At 68.9% G+C, this 19,672-nt stretch carries 18 protein-coding genes; 6 read left to right on the top strand and 12 right to left on the bottom strand.

The features are described from left to right. Positions 1–213: 213 nt before the first annotated feature. The 3 genes from lpxC to recN all read left to right on the top strand — a co-directional run bounded on the left by lpxC (position 214) and on the right by recN (position 3,762). Positions 214–1,131, top strand: coding sequence for a UDP-3-O-acyl-N-acetylglucosamine deacetylase (gene lpxC / locus ACFOES_RS11160; protein ID WP_377833350.1), 918 nt, complete (start codon positions 214–216; stop codon positions 1,129–1,131). Between the two features lie 120 nt (positions 1,132–1,251). Then, positions 1,252–2,094 (top strand): outer membrane protein assembly factor BamD, encoded by an 843-nt coding sequence (locus tag ACFOES_RS11155; protein ID WP_377833349.1) that lies wholly within the window; start codon positions 1,252–1,254, stop codon positions 2,092–2,094. Between the two features lie 18 nt (positions 2,095–2,112). Further along, the gene (gene recN / locus ACFOES_RS11150) at positions 2,113–3,762 is read left to right on the top strand and encodes a DNA repair protein RecN (RefSeq protein ID WP_377833348.1); all 1,650 of its coding nucleotides are present in this window, start codon (positions 2,113–2,115) and stop codon (positions 3,760–3,762) included. Between the two features lie 67 nt (positions 3,763–3,829). Here recN and ACFOES_RS11145 read toward each other — a convergent pair whose 3' ends face one another. From ACFOES_RS11145 to ACFOES_RS11135, 3 genes are read right to left on the bottom strand one after another with little or no spacing between them, the layout of a single operon-like run. Then, positions 3,830–4,222, bottom strand: coding sequence for a YybH family protein (locus ACFOES_RS11145; protein ID WP_377833347.1), 393 nt, complete (start codon positions 4,220–4,222; stop codon positions 3,830–3,832). Next, positions 4,212–5,597, bottom strand: coding sequence for an FAD-binding oxidoreductase (locus ACFOES_RS11140; protein ID WP_377833346.1), 1,386 nt, complete (start codon positions 5,595–5,597; stop codon positions 4,212–4,214). The genes ACFOES_RS11145 and ACFOES_RS11140 overlap by 11 nt, the downstream gene beginning before the upstream one ends. 8 nt (positions 5,598–5,605) lie before the next feature. Then, positions 5,606–6,163, bottom strand: a complete 558-nt coding sequence (locus tag ACFOES_RS11135) for a hypothetical protein (protein ID WP_377833345.1) — start codon at positions 6,161–6,163, stop codon at positions 5,606–5,608. 203 nt (positions 6,164–6,366) lie between these two features. Between ACFOES_RS11135 and ACFOES_RS11130 the strand changes: the two genes are divergently transcribed. Continuing rightward, on the top strand, positions 6,367–8,121 hold the full coding sequence (locus ACFOES_RS11130; protein ID WP_377833344.1) for a chloride channel protein: 1,755 nt from the start codon (positions 6,367–6,369) through the stop codon (positions 8,119–8,121). A 344-nt stretch (positions 8,122–8,465) separates the two neighbouring features. Here the strand turns inward: ACFOES_RS11130 and ACFOES_RS11125 are convergent, their stop codons facing one another. The 3 genes from ACFOES_RS11125 to cobT all read right to left on the bottom strand — a co-directional run bounded on the left by ACFOES_RS11125 (position 8,466) and on the right by cobT (position 12,717). Beyond that, on the bottom strand, positions 8,466–8,807 hold the full coding sequence (locus ACFOES_RS11125) for a DUF427 domain-containing protein (RefSeq protein ID WP_377833343.1): 342 nt from the start codon (positions 8,805–8,807) through the stop codon (positions 8,466–8,468). 61 nt (positions 8,808–8,868) lie between these two features. Then, entirely contained in the window at positions 8,869–10,671 is a 1,803-nt protein-coding gene (locus ACFOES_RS11120; RefSeq protein ID WP_377833558.1) for an aminopeptidase P family protein, read from the bottom strand. A 177-nt stretch (positions 10,672–10,848) separates the two neighbouring features. Then, positions 10,849–12,717, bottom strand: a complete 1,869-nt coding sequence (cobT, locus tag ACFOES_RS11115; RefSeq protein WP_377833342.1) for a cobaltochelatase subunit CobT — start codon at positions 12,715–12,717, stop codon at positions 10,849–10,851. 194 nt (positions 12,718–12,911) lie between these two features. Here cobT and ACFOES_RS11110 point away from each other — a divergent pair, with 194 nt between their 5' ends. Next, a complete protein-coding gene (locus ACFOES_RS11110) occupies positions 12,912–14,192 on the top strand; it encodes an MFS transporter (protein ID WP_377833341.1) in 1,281 nt (426 codons plus the stop codon). A 3-nt stretch (positions 14,193–14,195) separates the two neighbouring features. On the opposite strand, the gene ACFOES_RS11105 is transcribed toward ACFOES_RS11110, so the two are convergent. The 4 genes from ACFOES_RS11105 to ACFOES_RS11090 all read right to left on the bottom strand — a co-directional run bounded on the left by ACFOES_RS11105 (position 14,196) and on the right by ACFOES_RS11090 (position 17,083). Next, positions 14,196–14,552: a hypothetical protein gene (locus ACFOES_RS11105; RefSeq protein ID WP_377833340.1), complete on the bottom strand. Its 357-nt coding sequence runs from the start codon at positions 14,550–14,552 to the stop codon at positions 14,196–14,198. A gap of 82 nt (positions 14,553–14,634) precedes the next feature. Further along, complete coding sequence (locus ACFOES_RS11100; RefSeq protein ID WP_377833339.1) at positions 14,635–15,351, bottom strand: aspartate/glutamate racemase family protein; 717 nt, start codon at positions 15,349–15,351, stop codon at positions 14,635–14,637. After that, positions 15,351–16,337 carry a cobaltochelatase subunit CobS gene (gene cobS / locus ACFOES_RS11095; protein ID WP_377833338.1) on the bottom strand — a complete coding sequence of 329 codons (987 nt, stop codon included), beginning with the start codon at positions 16,335–16,337 and terminating at the stop codon, positions 15,351–15,353. The genes ACFOES_RS11100 and cobS overlap by 1 nt, the downstream gene beginning before the upstream one ends. 116 nt (positions 16,338–16,453) lie before the next feature. Beyond that, positions 16,454–17,083 (bottom strand): DnaJ domain-containing protein, encoded by a 630-nt coding sequence (locus ACFOES_RS11090; RefSeq protein WP_377833337.1) that lies wholly within the window; start codon positions 17,081–17,083, stop codon positions 16,454–16,456. A gap of 74 nt (positions 17,084–17,157) precedes the next feature. Between ACFOES_RS11090 and ACFOES_RS11085 the strand changes: the two genes are divergently transcribed. Continuing rightward, positions 17,158–17,415, top strand: coding sequence for a BolA family protein (locus ACFOES_RS11085; protein WP_377833336.1), 258 nt, complete (start codon positions 17,158–17,160; stop codon positions 17,413–17,415). Positions 17,416–17,590: 175 nt separating this feature from the next. Here the strand turns inward: ACFOES_RS11085 and ACFOES_RS11080 are convergent, their stop codons facing one another. After that, positions 17,591–18,031 (bottom strand): DUF4177 domain-containing protein, encoded by a 441-nt coding sequence (locus tag ACFOES_RS11080; protein WP_377833335.1) that lies wholly within the window; start codon positions 18,029–18,031, stop codon positions 17,591–17,593. A gap of 104 nt (positions 18,032–18,135) precedes the next feature. Beyond that, positions 18,136–19,647 carry an Asp-tRNA(Asn)/Glu-tRNA(Gln) amidotransferase subunit GatB gene (gatB, locus tag ACFOES_RS11075; protein ID WP_377833557.1) on the bottom strand — a complete coding sequence of 504 codons (1,512 nt, stop codon included), beginning with the start codon at positions 19,645–19,647 and terminating at the stop codon, positions 18,136–18,138. Positions 19,648–19,672 lie beyond the last annotated feature (25 nt).

Genomic DNA, 19,672 nt, shown 5'->3' with positions numbered 1-19,672 from the left:
TCACAATTTGACCCGACGGGCCGGAGAAATCCGGCCCGTTTTCTTTTTATTGCAATGGGTTATGCTGTGACCCTGCGTGAGTAGGCACGAATTTGCGCAGCCGCGATCGGATTGTTACATCGCGTTGCAAAGAGTGAGTTGTGATGACCGGCGGCTCCGATTACCTGAGGGTCGCGGAATTGGGGACGTTCCGCGCCACGCTCGAGGGACCACTTGCAACACGCGATCAAATCTGCGGTGTCATTCACCGGCACCGGTCTGCATGGCGGCCGGCCCGTGCGGGTGACGGTGCTGCCGGCTTCGGCCGATTACGGCATCTGGTTCAAGCGCACCGATCTCGACGGCGAGCCGCTGATCCCGGCGCGCTGGGACGCGGTGGTGGCGTCGAAGCTCTGCACCTTGGTGGCCAATGACGCCGGCGACTCGGTCTCGACGATCGAGCACCTGATGGCGGCGCTGGCCGGTTGCGGCATTCACAATGCGCTGATCGAGGTCGATGGTCCCGAAATCCCGATCCTTGACGGCAGCGCCGTGCCCTTCGTCGAAGGCATCATGGCCCGGGGCCGCCGCGCCCTGAACGTGCCGGTGCGGGCCTTCCGCATCGAGTCGCCGGTCGAGGTGCGCGATGGCGAGGCCTTCGCCCGGCTCGACCCGTCTGACATGCTCGAGATCGATTTCCGCATCGACTTCAGCGACGGCGCGATCGGCCGCCAGTCGAAGAGGCTGAACATGGCCAACGGCGCCTTCGTGCGCGAACTGGCCGACAGCCGCACCTTCTGCCGCCAGTCGGATGTCGACATGATGCGCGCCAACGGCCTCGCCCTGGGTGGCACGATGGAAAACGCGGTGGTGGTCGACGGCGACCGGGTGCTCAGCCCGGGCGGGTTGCGCCATGCCGACGAACCGGTGCGCCACAAGATGCTCGACGCCCTGGGCGACCTGGCGCTGGCCGGCGCGCCGATCCTGGGCCGCTATACCGGCAACCGCGCCGGCCACGCGATGACCAACCGTCTGCTGCGGGCGCTGTTCGCCCAGCCGGACGCGTTCCGGCTGGTCGAAGTCGGTGCCGGAACCGGCTGCAAACTGCCCGGAGTCGGTCTGCATCGCAGCGATATTCCGGCCTATTCCTGATCCGCGCGAAAGGGGCCAATGGCGTTTTGCGCCCCGGTTTTTTCTGTGCTAGGAGACGGACGGAAGAGGGGGCGAACGGCGCAGCCGAAAACCCCGATACGGTGATGGGGTAGGCGGATCATGGCAGGCGGCGGCTCGGTGGCAAGGCTGATCGGTTCGGTTGCGCTTGTGGCGGTGCTTGCCGCCTGTGGCCAGAAGGACCCCAAGGACATCCAGCTCGACAAGTTCACCGCCGAACAGATCTACAAGCGCGGCGAATACGAGCTCGAAACCCAGCGCCGGGCCAAGGACGCGGCCCATTACTTCAGCGAGGTCGAGCGCCTTTATCCCTATTCGAGCTGGGCCAAGCGGGCGCTGATCATGGAGGCCTTCTCGTATCACAAGGATCGCGAATACGAGAAGGCGCGCGCCGCGGCGCAGCGCTACCTCGATTTCTATCCCGCCGACGAGGACGCGGCCTATGCGCAGTACCTGCTGGCGCTGAGCTATTACGACCAGATCGACGCCGTCGGCCGCGACCAGGGCCTGACCTACCAGGCGTTGCAGGCGCTGCGCGACGTGATCGAGAAATACCCCAACAGCGAATATGCCCGCTCGGCGATTCTGAAGTTCGACCTCGCCTTCGACCATCTCGCCGCCAAGGAGATGGAGATCGGCCGCTACTACCTCAAGCGCGGCAACTACACCGCCGCGATCAACCGTTTCCGCGCGGTGGTCGAGAATTTCCAGACCACCAGCCAGACGCCCGAGGCGCTGCACCGGCTGGTCGAATCCTACCTCGCCCTCGGCCTGAACGACGAGGCGCAGACGGCGGCGGCGATCCTGGGCCACAACTTCCAGTCCAGCCCATTCTATCAGGAGAGCTTCGACCTGCTGAAGGGCAAGGGGTTGAAGCCCGAGGCCCGTGGCAACGGCTGGCTGCGCGAGATCTATCGCCAGATGATCAAGGGCGAATGGCTCTGAACGCTATGGCCCCGTGACATGCTACGCAGTCTCGACATTCGCGACATGCTGATCATCGACCGGCTGGAACTGGATTTCCAGTCCGGCCTCAACGTGCTGACTGGCGAGACCGGCGCCGGCAAGTCGATCCTGCTCGATTCGCTCGGCTTCGTGCTCGGCTGGCGCGGCCGCGCCGATCTGGTGCGGGCGGGCGCGGCGCAGGGCGAGGTGACGGCGGTGTTCGACCTGCCCGAGGGTCATCCGGCGCGGGCGGTGCTGGCCGAGGCGGGGCTGCCGGCCGCGGACGAGCTGTTGCTGCGCCGGGTCAATACCGCCGAGGGCCGCAAGACCGCCTGGGTCAACGACCGCCGGACGACGGGCGAGGTGCTGCGGGCGCTGTCGGACACGCTGGTCGAGCTGCATGGCCAGCATGACGACCGCGGCCTGCTCAACCCGCGCGGCCATCGCGAGCTGCTCGATGCCTTCGCCGGCACCGCGCCGCTGGTCGCCGCCGTCAAGGCCGCCTGGGCCGACCTGGCGGCGGCACAGCGCAAGTTCGAGGCCGAGGAGGCCGCGCTCGACCGGGTCCGGGCCGAGGAGGAGTTCCTGCGCCACGCGGTGGCCGAGCTGGATCAGCTCGACCCGCAGCCGGGCGAGGAGGCCGAGCTCGACGCCCGCCGCCGGGCGATGCAGGCGGCGGCGCGGATCCGCGAGGATATCGCGCGGGCCCGGAACGCGCTCGGACCGCAGGGCGCCGAGGGGCCGATGACCGATGCGCTGCGCTGGCTCGAAGGCGTCGCCGACCAGGCCGAGGGCCGGCTCGATGCCGCGCTGGCGGCGCTGAACCGGGCGCTGATCGAACTGGGCGAGGCCGAGCAGGGCGTCTCGGACTGCCTCGACGGGCTCGACCACGACCCGGCCGAGCTCGAAGCGGCCGAGGAGCGGCTCTTCGCCATCCGGGCGCTGGCGCGCAAGCACGGCGTCATTCCCGACGAGCTTGGCACCTTCGCCATCGAGCTGCGCGACCGTCTGGCCGCCCTCGACAGCGGCGAGAAGACGCTGGGGGAGCTGCGCAAGGCCGCCGCCGAGGCCCGCGCCGGCCACCGCGCCGCCTGCGACGCGCTGACCGCCGCCCGGACCGAGGCCGCCGCCCGGCTCGACGCCGCCATGGCCGGGGAGCTGGCGCCGCTGAAGATGGAGCGCGCCGTCTTCGCCACCAAGGTCACGCCGGCCGAGCCGGGCCCCGAGGGCGCCGACAGCGTCGCCTTCACCGTCGCCACCAATCCCGGCGCCCCGGCCGGGCCGCTCAACCGCATCGCCTCGGGCGGCGAGCTGTCGCGCTTCCTGCTGGCGCTCAAGGTCTGCCTGACGCGCGAGGCGACGGCGCTGACGATGATCTTTGACGAGATCGACCGTGGCGTCGGCGGCGCCACCGCCGATGCCGTCGGCCGCAGGTTGCGCCGGCTCTCCGACGACGCCCAGGTGCTGGTCGTCACCCATTCGCCCCAGGTCGCCGCCCGCGGTGCCCATCACTGGCGGGTCGAGAAACGCGTCGAGGGCGGCATGACCACCTCGACCGTCACCCCGCTCTCCGAAGCCGAACGCGTTGACGAGATCGCCCGCATGCTCGCCGGCGACAGCATCACCGAAGAGGCGAGGGCCGCCGCCCGCGCCCTGCTGCAGGGCTAGCGCCGCCCCATTCAGCTTTGGGGAAATGTCCTCGGGGGGCCGGGGCAGGCAGTCCCCCGCCGCCGTCTCAGCTTTCCTCGACGTTGAACTGGGCCGAGACCGCCTGCCAGCCGGCCGGCGTGCGCTGCAGCACCGCCATCAGGATGGTCGCGATCCGGCCGGCATCGCTGCCGTCGGGATTGAGCACGCCGCTGAGCACGAAGCGTTGATGCACCACGGCGGCCTCCGGCCCCAGCGGCCGCAGCTTGGCCCGGCCGGTCACCAGCCGGGCCCGGGCGAAGGCGCCCTTGAGCTCTCCGGTGACGGTGCGGGCGATGGCCTGGCGGCCCTCGGCCCAGTCGCCGGTCAGGGTCAGGAAATCGGCATCCTCGGCGAACAGGCCGACCAGTTCGGCGACGTCGCGCGCCAGCCAGGCCGACGAAAAGGCGCGGGCAAAGCCCTCGGGCGCGTCAACCGGCATCCTGCCGCACCATCTTGCCCGGATTCATCAGGTTCTTCGGGTCCAGCGCCCGCTTGATCTCGCCCATCACGTCCCAGCCTGCCCCATGTTCGCGCTCCATGTAATCGAGCTTGCCCAGGCCGATACCATGTTCGCCGGTGACGGTGCCACCCAGGCGCAGCGCCCGGTCGGCCATGTTGGCGGCAAGCCGCTTGGCCTCGGCTTCTTCCCGCGCATCGCCGGGATCGGTCAGCAGGATGGCGTGGAAATTGCCGTCGCCGACATGGCCCAGGATCGGGCCGGGGATGGAACTGGCGGCGATCTCGGCCCGGGTCTCCTCGACCGCCTCGGCCAGGCGCGAGATCGGGACGCAGACATCCGTCACCCAGGCGGTGGCGCCGGGGCGCTGGCGCAGGATCGAGTGATAGGCCTCGTGCCGCATCTTCCACAGTTTCGAGCGGTCCTCGGCCTGCGCCGCCCACTGGAAGCCCTCGGCGCCCATCTCGTCGGCGATCTCGCCGAAGCGGGCGGCCTGTTCGGCGACGCCGGCCTCGGAGCCGTGGAACTCGATCATCAGATGCGGCTGTTCGGGCATGCCGGCGCCGGACTGGGCGTTGAAGGCGGCGACGGTGGCGGCGTCGATGAACTCGATCCGGGCCATCGGGATGCCGGACTGGATGGTCAGGATCACGGTCTCGACCGCCGGTTCCATCGCCGGAAAGGCGCAGACGGCGGCCGAGATCGCCTCGGGCTGGCCATGCAGGCGCAGGGTCAGCTCGGTGATCAGGCCGAGGGTGCCCTCGGCGCCGACGAAGAGGCCGGTGAGGTCGTAGCCGGCCGAGGATTTCGGTGCCGCGGTGCCGGTGCGGATCACCCGGCCGTCGGCCAGCACCGCCTCGAGCCCGAGCACGTTGTCGCGCATGGTGCCGTAGCGCACCGCCGTGGTGCCCGAGGCCCGGGTCGCCGCCATGCCGCCCAGCGTGGCATTGGCGCCGGGATCGACCGGGAACATCAGCCCGGTCGCCCGCAGCTCGGTGTTCAGCGCCTCGCGGGTGATGCCGGGCTGGACCCGGGCGACCATGTCCTCGGGATGGACCTCGAGCACCTTGGCCATGCGGGTGAAATCGACGGTGACGCCGCCCTTCGCCGCCAGCGCGTGGCCCTCGAGCGAGCTGCCGACGCCCCAGCCGATCAGCGGCACCCCGGCGGCGGCGCAGATGCGGACGATCCCGGCCACCTCCTCGGTGGTCTCGGGATAGGCGACGGCATCGGGCGGCGCGTCGGGAATATGGGTCTCGCTGCGGCCGTGCAGGGCGCGGTCGGAGTCCGACAGGCTCAGGCGCGAGCCGAGAAGGGCGCCGAGGGCGGCGCGGGTGTCGTCGGGCAGGTTGGTCATGGGTGTCCTCAGTCGCCGCAGCGATAGCCGTAGAAGGTCTTGTCGCGCCCCGGCGGGGTAAGTTCAAGATGGTCGATCGCGGCGCCGTAGCTGACCAGCTTGACCTCGAGCGCGTTCAGCCCCATCAGCTGGATGCTCTGGTTGTAGATGCGATAGGTGGTGGGGAAGGTCGTCAGCTTGCCGTTCACCGTCATCTCGACCAGGCCGCGTTCGAAGACCAGCACGTCCTGGCAATCGGCGAAGACGGTGCCCGGCGCCACCCGCAGCGGCCGGGGCTGCAGCGTCCAGCGCCCGACCAGGAAGGGCGGCGCGGCGGCCTTGGGGGCGTAGTAGCCCTCGAGCAGGCGGAACTTGTCGAGGTAATTGGCAAAGCCCTCGTTCTTGCGCAGGTCGTCGAGATAGCGCACCGGATCGGTCTTGCGCAGTTCCTCGTAATAGGCTTCGGCGCGGTAGTTCTGGACCGCGAGATAGCCGAAATAGGCGATCCCGAAGACCGCCGCCGCCAGCAGCAGGTAGAGCGTGTCGCGGCGCAGCCGCAGCCGGCGGCGTTCGATCAGGGGCGGCATGGCCGGCATGACGGGCCTCTTCGGTGATGCATCAATGCAAGTCGGCCGGGGCCGGTTGCGTCGAGGCGGGGTTGGGACATTTGCCCCAGTTGACAAAAACCCTAGCTCCGACGCAACAGTGGAATGTATCGTCTTGGAGCGCATTCACTTTTTGGCCCCGCCCGCGGAACGGCCGCGCCGGGGAAGGGAGTTTCATACAGATCATGGCCAAAACCCCCGCCACCGACTCCCGCCAGGCTTCCGTGGTCGCCCTGTCGCTGATGGCGGTGGTGATCGGGGTCGTCGCCGGTCTGGGCGCGATCTTCCTGCGCATGCTGATCTCGGTCATCCACAACCTGTTCTTCCTCGGCGAGCTGTCGCTGCATTACGAGGCCAACGAGCCGACGCTGCCGGGCCCCTTCGGTCCCTTCGTCATCCTCGCCCCGGTGGTCGGCGGCCTGATCGTCGTCTTCCTGGTCAAGCGCTACGCGCCCGAGGCCAAGGGCCACGGCGTGCCCGAGGTGATGGACGCGATCTATTACAAGGCCGGGCGCGTCCGGCCCGCGGTGGTGATCATCAAGTCGCTGGCCTCGGCGCTGTCGATCGGTTCGGGGGCCTCGGTCGGGCGCGAGGGGCCGATCATCCAGATCGGCTCGGGCATGGGCTCGGTGCTGGGGCAGGTGTTCCACCTGCGCACCTCGCAGGTCATCACCCTGGTCGCCGCCGGCGCCGGCGCCGGCATCGCCGCCACGTTCAACACGCCGCTGGGCGCGGTGCTGTTCGCGGTCGAACTGATGCTGCCCGAGTTCACCTCGCGCACCTTGCTGCCGCTGGTGCTGGCCACCGGCACCGCGACCTATATGGGCCGGCTCGCCTTCGGCATGGAGCCGGCCTTCCTCGTCGCCACCTACGAGCGGCCCGAGATCTTCGTCCCGCTCTCGGTCGACATGCTGCCGCTCTACGTGCTGTTCGGGCTGATCGCCGGGCTGGCGGGGACCCTGTTCGTCAAGGCGCTCTACTGGACCGAGGACCTCTTCGACGGCATGAAGGTCAACGATTACGTCAAGAACGTCATCGCCATGACCTCGCTCGGCGTGCTGTTCTACGTGCTGCTGCTGACCACCGGCATGTATCACACCCAGGGCGTCGGCTACGCCACGATCCAGCTGATCCTGACCGGGCAGCTGACCGCCCCGGGCTTCCTGATGCTGCTCTTCGTGCTGAAGATGGCGGCGACCTCGATCAGCCTCGGCGGCGGCGCCTCGGGCGGCGTCTTCTCGCCCTCGCTGTTCCTCGGCGCGGCGCTCGGGGCCTCGTTCGGGGCGCTGCTCAACATGGCCTTCCCCTTCCTCGGCTTCAACACCGTCACCTTCGCGCTGATCGGCATGGCGGCGATCGTCGGCAGCTCGACCGGGGCGGCGATCACCTCGATCATCATGCTGTTCGAGATGACCGGCGACTACTCGATCACCGTGGCGGCGATCATCGCCGTCGCCTGTGCCGTCGGCGTCCGCACCGGCCTGTCGCCGCAGGACATCTACACCACCAAGCTGGCCCGGCGCGGCCACCACATCCCGCACGGGCTGCGCTCGCACATGTTCGGTATCCGCATGGCGCGGACGGTGATGCGGCCGGTGGTGGGCACGATGGAGGCCGCGGCGGTCAAGCCGCCGGCCATGGTGCGGCCGGCGGGCGACGTGCCGGCAAGCTATGTCGTGGTCACCGAGGGCCGCAGCATCACCGGCGTGGTCGAGGTCGATCCCGAGCAGCCGACGCGGACGCTGGGGCCGATCCTGAGCCCGGTCGGGGTGGTGCGCGAGACCTCGTTCCTGGAATCGGTGATGAGCCACATGGCCGATCGCGGCCACAAGGCGGTGCTGGTGATCCCCGAGAAGCGGATGCCGCGGGCCGAGAACGTGGTCGGCGTGCTGACCCGCGATGCCATCGGCGAGGTGGTGATGCGCGATTACCGGAGCTGATGGGCGCCGCGGCTTGGCCCCGTCCGGCCAGGCTCGATTTCCGAAGTCCTACGAGGCGCTAATACTGCCCGGTGCGCGCGTGAAACGCGCAGGGCGAGCGCCTGCCCGTCCCGGCGGGCTGGCGCTTCGGGGGCCGTGCGCGATGTTCAGAGTTGTGAGGGGCTTGGCTGCCATAAAGTGCAGGGTTCAAGTGTTGCGAGCGCCATCCCACAGGCAGGCGCTCGCCCTGCTTACGCCATGCCTGGTGGAAAGGCTGGCCATGGGCTACCGCCTCAAACGTGCGGCCGATGAAACCCCGCCCTCTCGCCGCTTCGGCTGCATCAGGAGGCGCCGCCGTCCCGTCCTCAGATCCGCTCGACCGTCACCTTCTCGGGATCGAAGGCGAGGTAGCCGGCGATGCGGGCGGCCCCGTCCAGCGGTGTCTCGTAGCTCCAGGCCGCGTCCGGGATCGTCGTCGACTTGGTCACGATCGAGAAGTAGCTCGCCTCGCCCTTGTGCGGGCAGGTCGTCCTGGTCTCGGAGTCGTCGAGGAACGCCATCGCGATGTGGTCGCGCGGGAAGTAGATCACCGGCGCGCGGCTGCCCTCGCTCAGTTCCAGCGCCTCGGCGCTTTCGCCCAGAACCGCTCCGCCGGCGCGCACCACCCAAGTGCCCGGGGCCTTGGTAATACGAATTTGTTCGGCCATGCCGTCCCCCTCCTTCGACTGTCGATGTCCTTGTACCGCAGCTCGCCGGACGGCGTGCGCGTCAGATCGGCGCAGTCGCCGTCTCGAGCCATGCCTGCGCCTCGTCGGAAACGCGGGGGCCGATCAGGCGCCGCACATGAGCGTGGTAGTCGTTGAGCCAGGCACGCTCGCCCGGCGAGAGCATCTCGGCCCGGATCAGCCGGCGGTCGACCGGAACCCAGGTCAGGGTCTCGAAGGCCAACATGGCGCGATCGTCGGCGCCGGCAAGGGCCGGGGCCTCGATCACCGCGACGAGGTTCTCGATCCGGATGCCGAAGGCGCCCTCGCGATAGTAGCCGGGCTCGTTCGACAGCATCATCCCGGGCTGGAGCGGGACCTCGGAAATCCGCGAGATCCGCTGCGGGCCTTCGTGGACCGAGAGGTAGGAGCCGACGCCATGGCCGGTGCCATGATCGAAATCCTGCCCCGCCAGCCAAAGGTTGTAGCGCGCCAGCGGGTCGAGATCGCGCCCGGCCAGCCCCTTGGGCCAGCGCACCCGGCTGATCGCGATCATCCCCTGCAGCACCCGGGTATAGGCGACGGCGGCCTCCTCGGGCGGTTCTCCGATGGCGATGGTGCGGGTGATGTCGGTGGTGCCGTCGAGGTACTGGCCACCGGAATCGACCACCAGCAGCTCGCCGCTCGCCAGCTTGCGGTTGGTCTCCTCGGTCACCCGGTAATGCATGATCGCGCCATGCGGGCCCGAGCCGCAGATGGTTTCGAAGCTGATCTCCTGCAGCGCGTTGGTGGCGCGGCGGCAGCCTTCGAGCTTCGTGACCACGTCGATCTCGGTCAGCTCGCCCGGCGCCTCGGCGTCGAGCCAGGCGAGGAATTCGACCATCGCGGCGCCGTCGCGCAGATGGGCCTGGCGCGCGCCCTCGATCTCGGCCGCGTTCTTGCAGGCCTTGGGCAGCAGGCACGGGTCCTGGCCCCAGACATGGGCGATGCCAGCGGCGTCGAGCTCCTGGCTGACGGCGAAGGGGGCGGTGGCACGGTCGACGCGGACCGGGCCGGCAAGCGTGTGCAGGGCGGGGACGAAGGCCTCGGGCGGCCGCAGCGTGACGCCGTCGCCGAGCGCGGCGCGGGTCTCGTCGTCCAGCTTGGCCGGATCGATGAACAGGGTCGTCCGGGCGTCGTCATGCAGGATGGCGAATGCATGGACGACGGGATTGCGGGCAACGTCGCTGCCGCGGATGTTGAACAGCCAGCTGATGCTGTCGGGCAGGGTGATGACGGCGGCGCTCTGGCCCTCCTGGCGCAGCTGTTCGGCCAGCCGGGCGCATTTCTCGGCCGCGCTTTCGCCGGCATAGTCGAGCGGCTGGACCCGGACCTTGCCCAGCGGCGGGGCGGGCTGGTCGTCCCAGATCGCGTCGACGAGGTTCTCGCACGGGCTCAGGCTGATGCCGCTGCCTTGCAACGAGGTCTCGATCTTCGACAGCTCGTCCGCCGTATGCAGCCACGGGTCGAAGCCGACGGTGCCGCCCGCGGGCAGTTGCTGCCGCAGCCAGTCGCCCGGCTTGGTCTCGGGCCAGGGCACCGGGGTGAAATGGTCGAGATCGACCTGGGCCTTCACCTGCACCCGGTAGCGGCCGTCGATGAACACCCCGGCGATCCCGGGCAGCACGATGCAGAACCCGGCCGAGCCGGTGAAGCCGGTCAGCCAGCCCAGACGCTCGTCATGCGGGGCGACGTATTCGCCCTGATGGACGTCCGCCCGCGGCACCAGGAAGCCGGTCAGCCCGGCCTTGCCCAGAACCTCGCGCAGCGCCTTGAGCCGGGGCGGACCCTGTTCGGGGCGGGCGGTGACGGCAAAACTCTGGAACAAGGGAAACTCCATCGGGGTCTTTCAGGGGTACCCGCAAGCTAGCCCCCAGCGCCGGCGGTGCAAGGAAAAACCGCCTGCGGGGCGCAGCTTAGAGGGATTTCATGACAGTCCTGCGACCCGCTCCGGAGCCGTGACCGCGACCGGGGAGCCAGCAGGCGCCCCGGCGGTGAGCCGCCGTCAGCTCGCCTTCCGGATCCCGATCATCCGCGCCCGGGCGCGCGGATCGTGGTCGAACAGGCTGGCCAGTTGCTCGGTCATCGCGCCGGCAAGCTGCTCGACATCGGTGATCGTCACCGCGTGCTGGTAGTAGCGGGTGACGTCGTGGCCGATGCCGATGGCGATCAGCTCGACCAGCTTGCGCTTCTCGACCATGGCGATGACGTCGCGCAGGTGCTTCTCGAGATAGTTGGCCGGGTTCACCGACAGGGTCGAATCGTCGACCGGGGCGCCGTCGGAAATCACCATCAGGATCTTGCGCGCCTCGGGCCGGACCATCATCCGCCGATGCGCCCATTCCAGCGCCTCGCCGTCGATGTTTTCCTTCAGCAGCCCTTCCTTCATCATCAGGCCGAGATTGGCCCGCGACCGGCGCCACGGCGCGTCGGCGGCCTTGTAGATGATGTGGCGCAGGTCGTTGAGGCGGCCCGGCTGCTGCGGCCGGCCGGCGGCGAGCCATTTCTCGCGGCTCTGGCCGCCCTTCCAGGCGCGGGTGGTGAAGCCGAGGATCTCGACCTTGACGTCGCAGCGTTCCAGCGTCCGCGCCAGCACGTCGGCGCAGATCGCGGCAATCGAGATCGGCCGGCCGCGCATCGAGCCGGAATTGTCGAGCAGCAGGGTGACGACGGTATCGCGGAACTCGGTGTCCTTCTCCTGCTTGAAGGACAGCGGCGTCGTCGGGTTGGCGACGACACGGGCGAGGCGGCCGGCATCGAGGATGCCCTCCTCGAGGTCGAACAGCCACGAGCGGTTCTGCTGCGCCTGCAGCCGGCGCTGGAGCTTGTTGGCGAGCCGGCCGACGGCGCCCTTGAGCGGGTCGAGCTGCTGGTCGAGATAGGCGCGCAGCCGTTCGAGCTCGGCCGGATCGGCCAGGTCCTCGGCTTTGATCTCCTCGTCGAAATCGGTGCAGAAGACGGTGTAGTTCGGGTCGGCCTCGGAATGCGGCGGCGGTGGCGGCGGCTCTTCCGGCGCCTCGCCCTCGGGCATCTCGGTGTCTTCCGACATCTCGGTCTCGGCCTCGTCCTCCATCGAGACCTGGGCCTGGCTCTCGTCCTGCTCCTGCTCCTGGCTCTCCTCGGGCGCGGCCTCGGCCTCTTCCGACTCCTGCTCTTCCTCGCCCTGGCTGTCGGGGTTCTCCTGATCCTCCTCGGCCTCTTCGCCCTGGTCCTCGTCCTCCATGTCCGGGTCGTCGCCCAGCTGGTCGCCATAGCCGAGATCCGAGATCACCTGGCGGGCCAGCTTGGCGAAGGCGGTCTGGTCGTTCAGCACGTCGTCGAGATTCTCAAGCGTGCCGCCGGCTTGGCTCTCGATGAAGCCGCGCCACAGTTCCATGACGTTGCCGGCGCCCTTGGGCAGGTCGCGCCCGGTGGCGAGGTGGCGGACGAGGTAGCCGGCGGCGGCGGCCAGCGGCGCGTCCTCGGCCTTGGTGATCTGGTCATAGCCCTTGCGCTCGGCCTCGTGGCTGATCTTGGCGTCGATATTGCCGGCCGTGCCCGGCATCTCCTGGGCGCCGACCGCCTCGCAGCGAGCGGTCTCCATCGCCTCGTAGAGGTTGCGCGCCATCTCGCCCGTCGGCTCGTAGCGGGCATGGGTCTTGTCGTCGTGGTACTTGTGGCGCAGGGCGAAGGCGTCGGCCGTGCCGCGCGCCAGCAGCACCTCGTCGCGGGTCATGCGGCGGCTGACCTGCGGCAGGCGCAGGTTCTCGCGGGTCATGCCCGGCGGGTCCACCGAATAGCTGACCGTCAGCTCGGCATCGTCGGCCATGGTCTTGGTGGCCTCGGCCAGAGCCTTCTTGAAGGGATCGGCGGGATTGTCGGACGGCTTGCTCATGGCTGAGATAAAGCACCGCGCGGGCGCGGCGGCAAGAGTGGCCGAGGGTCGCGGCGCATTTTCCTCGGCCCCGCGGCGGCGCTGGCGGACCCGCGGGCTTGCCCTGCGGCGCGTTTCGCAGGATACGACACGGATTGAGACGCCGGGCCGGGGCGGGGCCTCCGGCGGCGCCCCGAAACAGAGGGGAGAGACCGATGACCGAGCCCTCCGCCAGGCCGAACCCGATGCGCCGGGTGATCGCACTGCGCGATTTCCGGCTGCTCTTCGGCGGCACCAGCCTGTCGCTGCTGGGCGACCAGTTCGCGCTGATCGCGACGCCGTGGCTGGTGCTGCAGCTCACCGGCGATCCGCTCAAGCTCGGGATCGTCCTGGCGCTGGAAGGGCTGCCGCGAGCCGCCTTCATGCTGATCGGCGGCGCCATCACCGACCGGTTGTCGCCGCGCCGGATGATGCTGGTGGCCGACACGATCCGGCTCGGCCTGACCGCCCTGATGGCCGTCGCGGTGCTGGGCGGGGCGGTCGAGCTGTGGATGCTCTACGCCTTCAGCCTCGCCTTCGGGCTGGTCGCGGGCTTCGCGGTGCCGGCCGAGAACAGCATCGTGCCGATGCTGGTGCAGTCCGACGACCTGCAGGCGGGCAACGCGCTGATCATGGGCATCACCCAGATCGCCGGCTTCGTCGGCCCAACCCTGGCCGGGATCGTCATCGGCGCCTATGCCAGCTCGCTCACTGGGGTCGGGCTGGCCTTCGCCATCGACGCGGCCAGCTTCGCGGTCTCGGCCGGCTGCCTCGTGCTGATGCGCGGCGGCGGGCTGCCGGGGGCGCAAGGGCGCGCGGGCGAGGGCATCTTCGCCGCGATCGGCGCCGCCTTCCGCTACCTGTGGCAAGACGAGGCGCTGCGGCTGATGTTCCTGCTGCTGGCGGCGATCAACTTCCTGCTGATCGGGCCGCTGCTGATCGGCATCCCGCTGCTGGCCAAGGAGCGCCTGCCCGAGGGCGCGGTTGCCTTCGGCACGCTGATGGCGGCGTTCTCGGCCGGCAACCTCGTCGGTTTCATCCTTGCCGGTTCCCTGCCCAGGCCGGGCGGGCGCGGGATCAAGGCGATCCTGCTGACGCTGCTGTTCGGTTTCGGCGCGATGGTCGACGTTCTGGGCTATATCGGCTCGACCCTCGACGATTTCGTGCTGCTGGCGGCGCTGGGGCTGGGCAACGGCTATGTCGCGATCCTGCTGTTCACATGGATGCAGAACCGCACGCCGAAGGAGATGCTGGGCCGGGTGATGAGCTTCCTGATGTTCGCCAATACCGGGCTGGTGCCGCTGTCGCAGGCGCTCTCGGGCGGGCTCGGGCGCTACAGCCTCGACGCGATGTTCGTGACCGCCGGCGGGCTGGCGGTGCTGGTGACGCTATGGGCGGCGACGCGGCCGGCGTTGACCGTCTTCGCCGAGAGCCTGGCCGCCGGGGCCGAGGGCTGAGACCTAGCGCAAGGCGCGGGTTTCCGGCTGGGCGGCGGCGACCGCGTCGCAGCGGTCGAGCTGGTCGTGATAGAGCTTCCGGCTGTCCGGATCGCCGGCATAGACATAGGATTCGGTCAGCAACGCCCAGTAGCGCCGTTCCCTGGCGATGAAGGCATCGACCGGGGCGGCATCGCCGCCATTGAGCCGCACCGCCGCATCGCGGAAGGCGCGCGCCAGTTCCACCCCGCCGGGATCGGCGTCGAGATAGGCCGAGCGTTTGGCATAGTCGTCGCGGCCATACCACAGCGCGGCGCATTCGGCCGCGGGCGAGGGCGCTTCGCCCGCCGCGGCGGCGGCGGGGGCGGCAAGGGCGACCATGAGCAGCAGCGCGCGGGCGGCGCTTGTCGGGGTCTCCGAGCCTTCCCGTGGCGATGACTGCCCCGGAGGGCAGGAGGAGGGCTCAGCCGGGCAGGCCATCGAGCCCGCGCCGTCCGGTGGCGAGGTCGGCCAGCAGGTCGACATGGACGTCGAGCGCGTCGATCCACTTGTAGCCGGGGTCGTGGACGCCATCGAAGGCGAGGTTGAGATCGGTCCCCGCCAGCACGATCGCCTCGGCGCCGAGGCCCTCGCCCATCCGCCGGCCGGCGTCGAAGAAGGCCGCGCGGTCCGCGTCCGAGCAGGTGCCGGCGACGGCGACGTCCTGGTAACGCTGGCCCAGTTCCTCGGTCTCGTCGTCCAGCGCCACCGCGCGGGTGCGCTTGAGCTGGCCGTAGAGCCGGGTCCGCATCACCACGCGGGTGCCGAGCAGCCCGACGCAGCCGATGCCCTGGTCGGCGAAATAGGCGTCGAGCGGCGCCACGGCCGAGACCAGCGGCAGCGGCGACAGCGGCACCGTCTCGTCATAGCAGAAATGCCCGCCCAGCGAGGTGATCGCGGCGCAGTCGCAGCCCGCCGCCTTCAGCCGCGCGAGCAGGCGGGCGTAAATCCCGGCCTGCGCGGCGCGGTCGTCGGCGAGGTTGTTGCGGATCAGTTCCTGCACGTCGGCATGGACGATGGTCAGTTCCAGCCGCCCGCCGCGCGCCTTCACCGCCTCGGTCAGGCGCTGGTAATAGACCACGGTCGCGGCGACGCCGATGCCGCCGATCAGGCCGATATGGAGGCCGCCGGCCCCCGCCATCACCGCATCGCCGTCGAGGCGGCGCTTTCGGGCAGTTCCTCGTCGAAGCAGCGCTGGTAGAACTCGGCCACGATCTGGCGCTCGAGCTCGTCGCACTTGTTGAGGAAGGTCAGGCGGAAGGCATAGCCGATATTGCGGAAGATCTCGGCGTTCCAGGCCCAGTTGATCACCGTCCGCGGGCTCATCACCGTCGACAGGTCGCCGTTCATGAAGGCGGTCCGGGTCAGGTCGGCGACGGTCACCATCTGGCTGACGGTCTTGCGGCCCTTCTCGGTGTTGAAATGCGGCGCCTTGCCGAGGACGATCATGGTCTCGGCGTCGTGGCTGAGGTAGTTCAGCGTCGCCACCAGCGACCAGCGGTCCATCTGGGCCTGGTTGATCTGCTGGACGCCGTGATAGAGGCCCGTCGTGTCGCCCAGGCCGACCGTGTTGGCGGTGGCGAAGAGGCGGAAATACGGGTTCGGCGTGATGACCTCGTTCTGGTCGAGCAGGGTCAGCTTGCCGTCATGTTCCAGCACCCGCTGGATGACGAACATGACGTCGGCGCGGCCGGCATCGTATTCGTCGAAGACGATCGCGGTCGGGTGGCGCAGGGCCCATGGCAGGATGCCTTCCTGGAACTCCGTCACCTGGACGCCGTCGCGCAGCTTGATCGCGTCCTTGCCGATCAGGTCGATCCGGCTGATATGGCTGTCGAGGTTGACCCGGACGCAGGGCCAGTTGAGATGCGCGGCGACCTGCTCGATATGGGTCGATTTGCCGGTGCCGTGATAGCCCTGGATCATGACCCGGCGGTTGTAGGCGAAGCCGGCGAGGATGGCGAGCGTGGTGTCGGGGTCGAACTTGTAGGTCGGGTCGATCTCGGGCACGCGGTCGCTGCGGTCGGCGAACGCCTTGACCTTCATGTCGGTGTCGATCCCGAAGACCTCGCGGACCGAAATATCTTCGGTGGGTTTCGCGTTCATATCCATCGTGCCGTCCGCCATTCTCGTATCCGTGGGGCGGTCCGCCCCCTGTCCAATCCCCGCTTGATGGAACATATCGCGAGGGGGTGCAAGGGGCAGGGCGGCCGCAGGCGGGCGGCAGCGCGTCACCGGGCGGATCAGTCGCGGAAGTAGCGGCTGTCCTTGATCTGGTCCCAGGCCCAGACGACCTCTTGCAGGCGCTCCTCGTCGGCGCGGTTGCCGCCGTTCATGTCGGGGTGCAGATCCTTGACCAGGCTCTTGTACTGCTTGCGGATCTCGACCCGGCTCCAGCTGTCCTTGGCCTCGAGGATTTCCAGCGCCTTGCGTTCGGTCGGCGGCAGCTTGCGGGCGAATTGCTGGGTCTTGCCCGGGTTCTGCGTCGCCTTCTCGCCCAGCAATTCCATCGGGTCCTCGATCCCCAGCCGCTGCCAGGCCCGCTGCTCGCCGTTCTTGCCGAACGGCTTGGTCTCGCGGTTCCAGACCCGGTCGCTGTCGGTCATCTGCTGGAATTCCTCTTCGGTCTGGCCCGAGAAGAAGTTCCATTTCAGATTGTATTCGCGCACGTGGTCGCGACAGAACCAGTAATACTCGTCCAGGTGGTCGGGCGATTTCGGCGCGCGGTACTGGCCCGGCTCCTGACAGCCGGGATGCTCGCAGATCCGCTTCGACGTCTCGAAGGCGCCCGACATGCCGCGCTTGCCGCGGTTGCGACGCTTCTTGTCAGACGAGACGCTGATGTCGAAATCGAACGGGGAACGATTGGTCATTTGCCTGCCTTTCCGACTCGGACGCATGAGTTTAGGGTTTTTCGCGCCGCATTGAAGGGGTTGACAGCAAGAAAATGACAGTCACGGAAGAGATCACCGCCCGGCTGACCGAGGCCTTCGCGCCCGAGGCGCTGGAGGTTCTGGACGAGAGCGAGCGCCACCGCGGCCATGCCGGCTATCGCGAGGGCGGCGAGAGCCATTTCCGGGTCAGGATCGCGGCGCCGGCCTTCGCCGAGATGAGCCGGATCGAGCGTCACCGGGCGATTCACGCCGCGCTGGGGCCGGAACTGGTGGGCCGGATTCACGCGCTGGCCCTGGAGGTGCGGGGCTGAGGGCCACAGCGCCCCGGGCCGAAGGGCGAGGGCGGCGGGGACGGGACGTCCGGCGCGCGGGCGAGGCAGGTTCCGGATGGAGCGCGACAGGGGGCCGCGCCCTTGCGCCCGGGCCGTCCCGTGCCGGTCGAAGGCTCGTTATGAGTTCGCAGCAGGCGCGCCGGCCTGTTCCGGCCTATTCCGCCGCGTCGTCTCTCTTGTCCGCGCCACGCTCGGCCGGGCCGAGGCTCGGCGCGTTGCCGCCCTCGTCATTGGTCGAGACCAGGCGCGGTCCGTCCTTGCGCGGCGGCACGGCGTGGATGCTGGCCAGCTTGGCCTCGGCGGCCTCGGAGAGCGGTTCGCGTTCGGGTAGGGCCTGTTCGCCATCCGCTTCGGCGCCGGCGCCGACGCGGCGGCGGAAGACCAGCATGTTCTGGAAGGCCGTGGTGCGGCCGGTCAGCCCGCTGCGTTCCTCGCAGGGGAGGGTTTCGGCGCGCAGATATTCCCAGCCGTCGCGGCCGAGCCGATTCATCACCGTCATCAGCGCCTGGGCGAAGCGGTCCTCGGTCTGGCGGGCGCCGCGCACCTTCTCGCCGCGCTTCGGCGCGGGCACGACCTTGTATTCGTAGCGGTCCATCAGGCAGCCTCCGTTCCCAGACGCGGCGACATTAACCGCAACCGCGCCCCAAGTCCAAGCCGGGATTGGGAAATCCGGCCGCTTCGGCAGGGGCTTGCCGGGGCTTACAGCCCCAGCTTCTGCGCCACCAGTTGGTTGACCTGCGCCGGGTTGGCCTTGCCGCCGGTCGCCTTGAGCACCTGGCCGACGAACCAGCCGGCCAGCTTGGGATTCGCCTTGGCCTTCTCGACCTGGGCCGGGTTGGCGGCGATCACCTCGTCCACCGCCACCTCGATGGCGCCGATGTCGGTGACCTGCTTCATGCCGCGCTCCTCGACGATCTTCGCCGGGTCGCCGCCCTCGGTATAGACGATCTCGAACAGCTCCTTGGCGATCTTGCCCGAGATGTCGCCCTTGGCGATCAGGTCGACGATCGCGCCGAGCTGCGCCGCGCTGACCGGGCTTTCGGTGATGTCGTGGCCTTCCTTCTTGAGCCGGCCGAACAGTTCGTTGATGACCCAGTTGGCGGCCATCTTGCCGTCGCGGCCCTTGGCGACCTCCTCGAAGAACCGCGCGGCATCCAGTTCCGCCGTCAGCACCGAGGCGTCGTAATCGGTCAGGCCGAAATCGGCCATGAAGCGCGCCTTCTTGGCGTCCGGCAGTTCGGGCATGTTGGCGGCGATGTCGTCGACCCAGCCCTGTTCGATTTCCAGCGGCAGCAGGTCGGGGCAGGGGAAGTAGCGGTAGTCATGCGCCTCTTCCTTCGAGCGCATCGACCGGGTCTCGCCCTTGTCGGGATCGTAGAGCCGGGTTTCCTGGTCGATCTTGCCGCCGTCTTCCAGAATCGCGATCTGGCGCCGGGCCTCGTAATCGATCGCCTGCTGGATGAAGCGCATCGAGTTCATGTTCTTGATCTCGCAGCGGGTGCCGAGATGGCTGAAATCCTGGGTTTCCTGGTATTTCTCGTAAGCGCCCGGCCGGCAGACCGAGACGTTGACGTCGGCCCGCAGGTTGCCGTTCTGCATGTTGCCGTCGCAGGTGCCGAGATAGCGCAGGATCTGGCGCAGCTTGGTGACATAGGCCGCGGCTTCCTCGGGTCCGCGGATGTCGGGGCGGCTGACGATCTCCATCAGCGCGACGCCGGTGCGGTTGAGGTCGACGAAACTGAGGTTCGGGTCCATGTCGTGGATCGACTTGCCGGCGTCCTGCTCGAGGTGGATGCGCTCGATCCGCACCCGGCGGGCGACGCCCGGGCCCATCTCGACCAGCACCTCGCCCTCGCCGACGATGGGGTGGTAGAGCTGGCTGATCTGGTAGCCCTGCGGCAGGTCGGGATAGAAGTAGTTCTTGCGGTCGAAGGCCGAGAACAGGTTGATCTCGGCCTTCAGACCGAGCCCGGTGCGCACCGCCTGTTCGACGCAGAACTCGTTGATGACGGGCAGCATGCCGGGCATGGCCGCATCGACGAAGGAGACGTTGGAATTCGGCTCGGCGCCGAATTCGGTCGAGGCGCCGGAGAACAGCTTGGCCTTCGAGGAGACCTGGGCGTGGACTTCCATGCCGATCACCAGTTCCCAATCGGCGGTGGCGCCGGTGATCACTTTCGGTTTCGGGGCGTCAAACGTGAGGTCGAGCATCGGGTGTTCCTTCATCCTTGGCGTC

It is taken from the genome of Acidimangrovimonas pyrenivorans, assembly GCF_042643245.1.
GTDB classification, from domain to species: Bacteria; Pseudomonadota; Alphaproteobacteria; order Rhodobacterales; family Rhodobacteraceae; genus Acidimangrovimonas; species Acidimangrovimonas pyrenivorans.
Note: the sequence above shows the minus strand (reverse complement) of the source record. Positions and strands in the feature narration are given on the sequence as shown.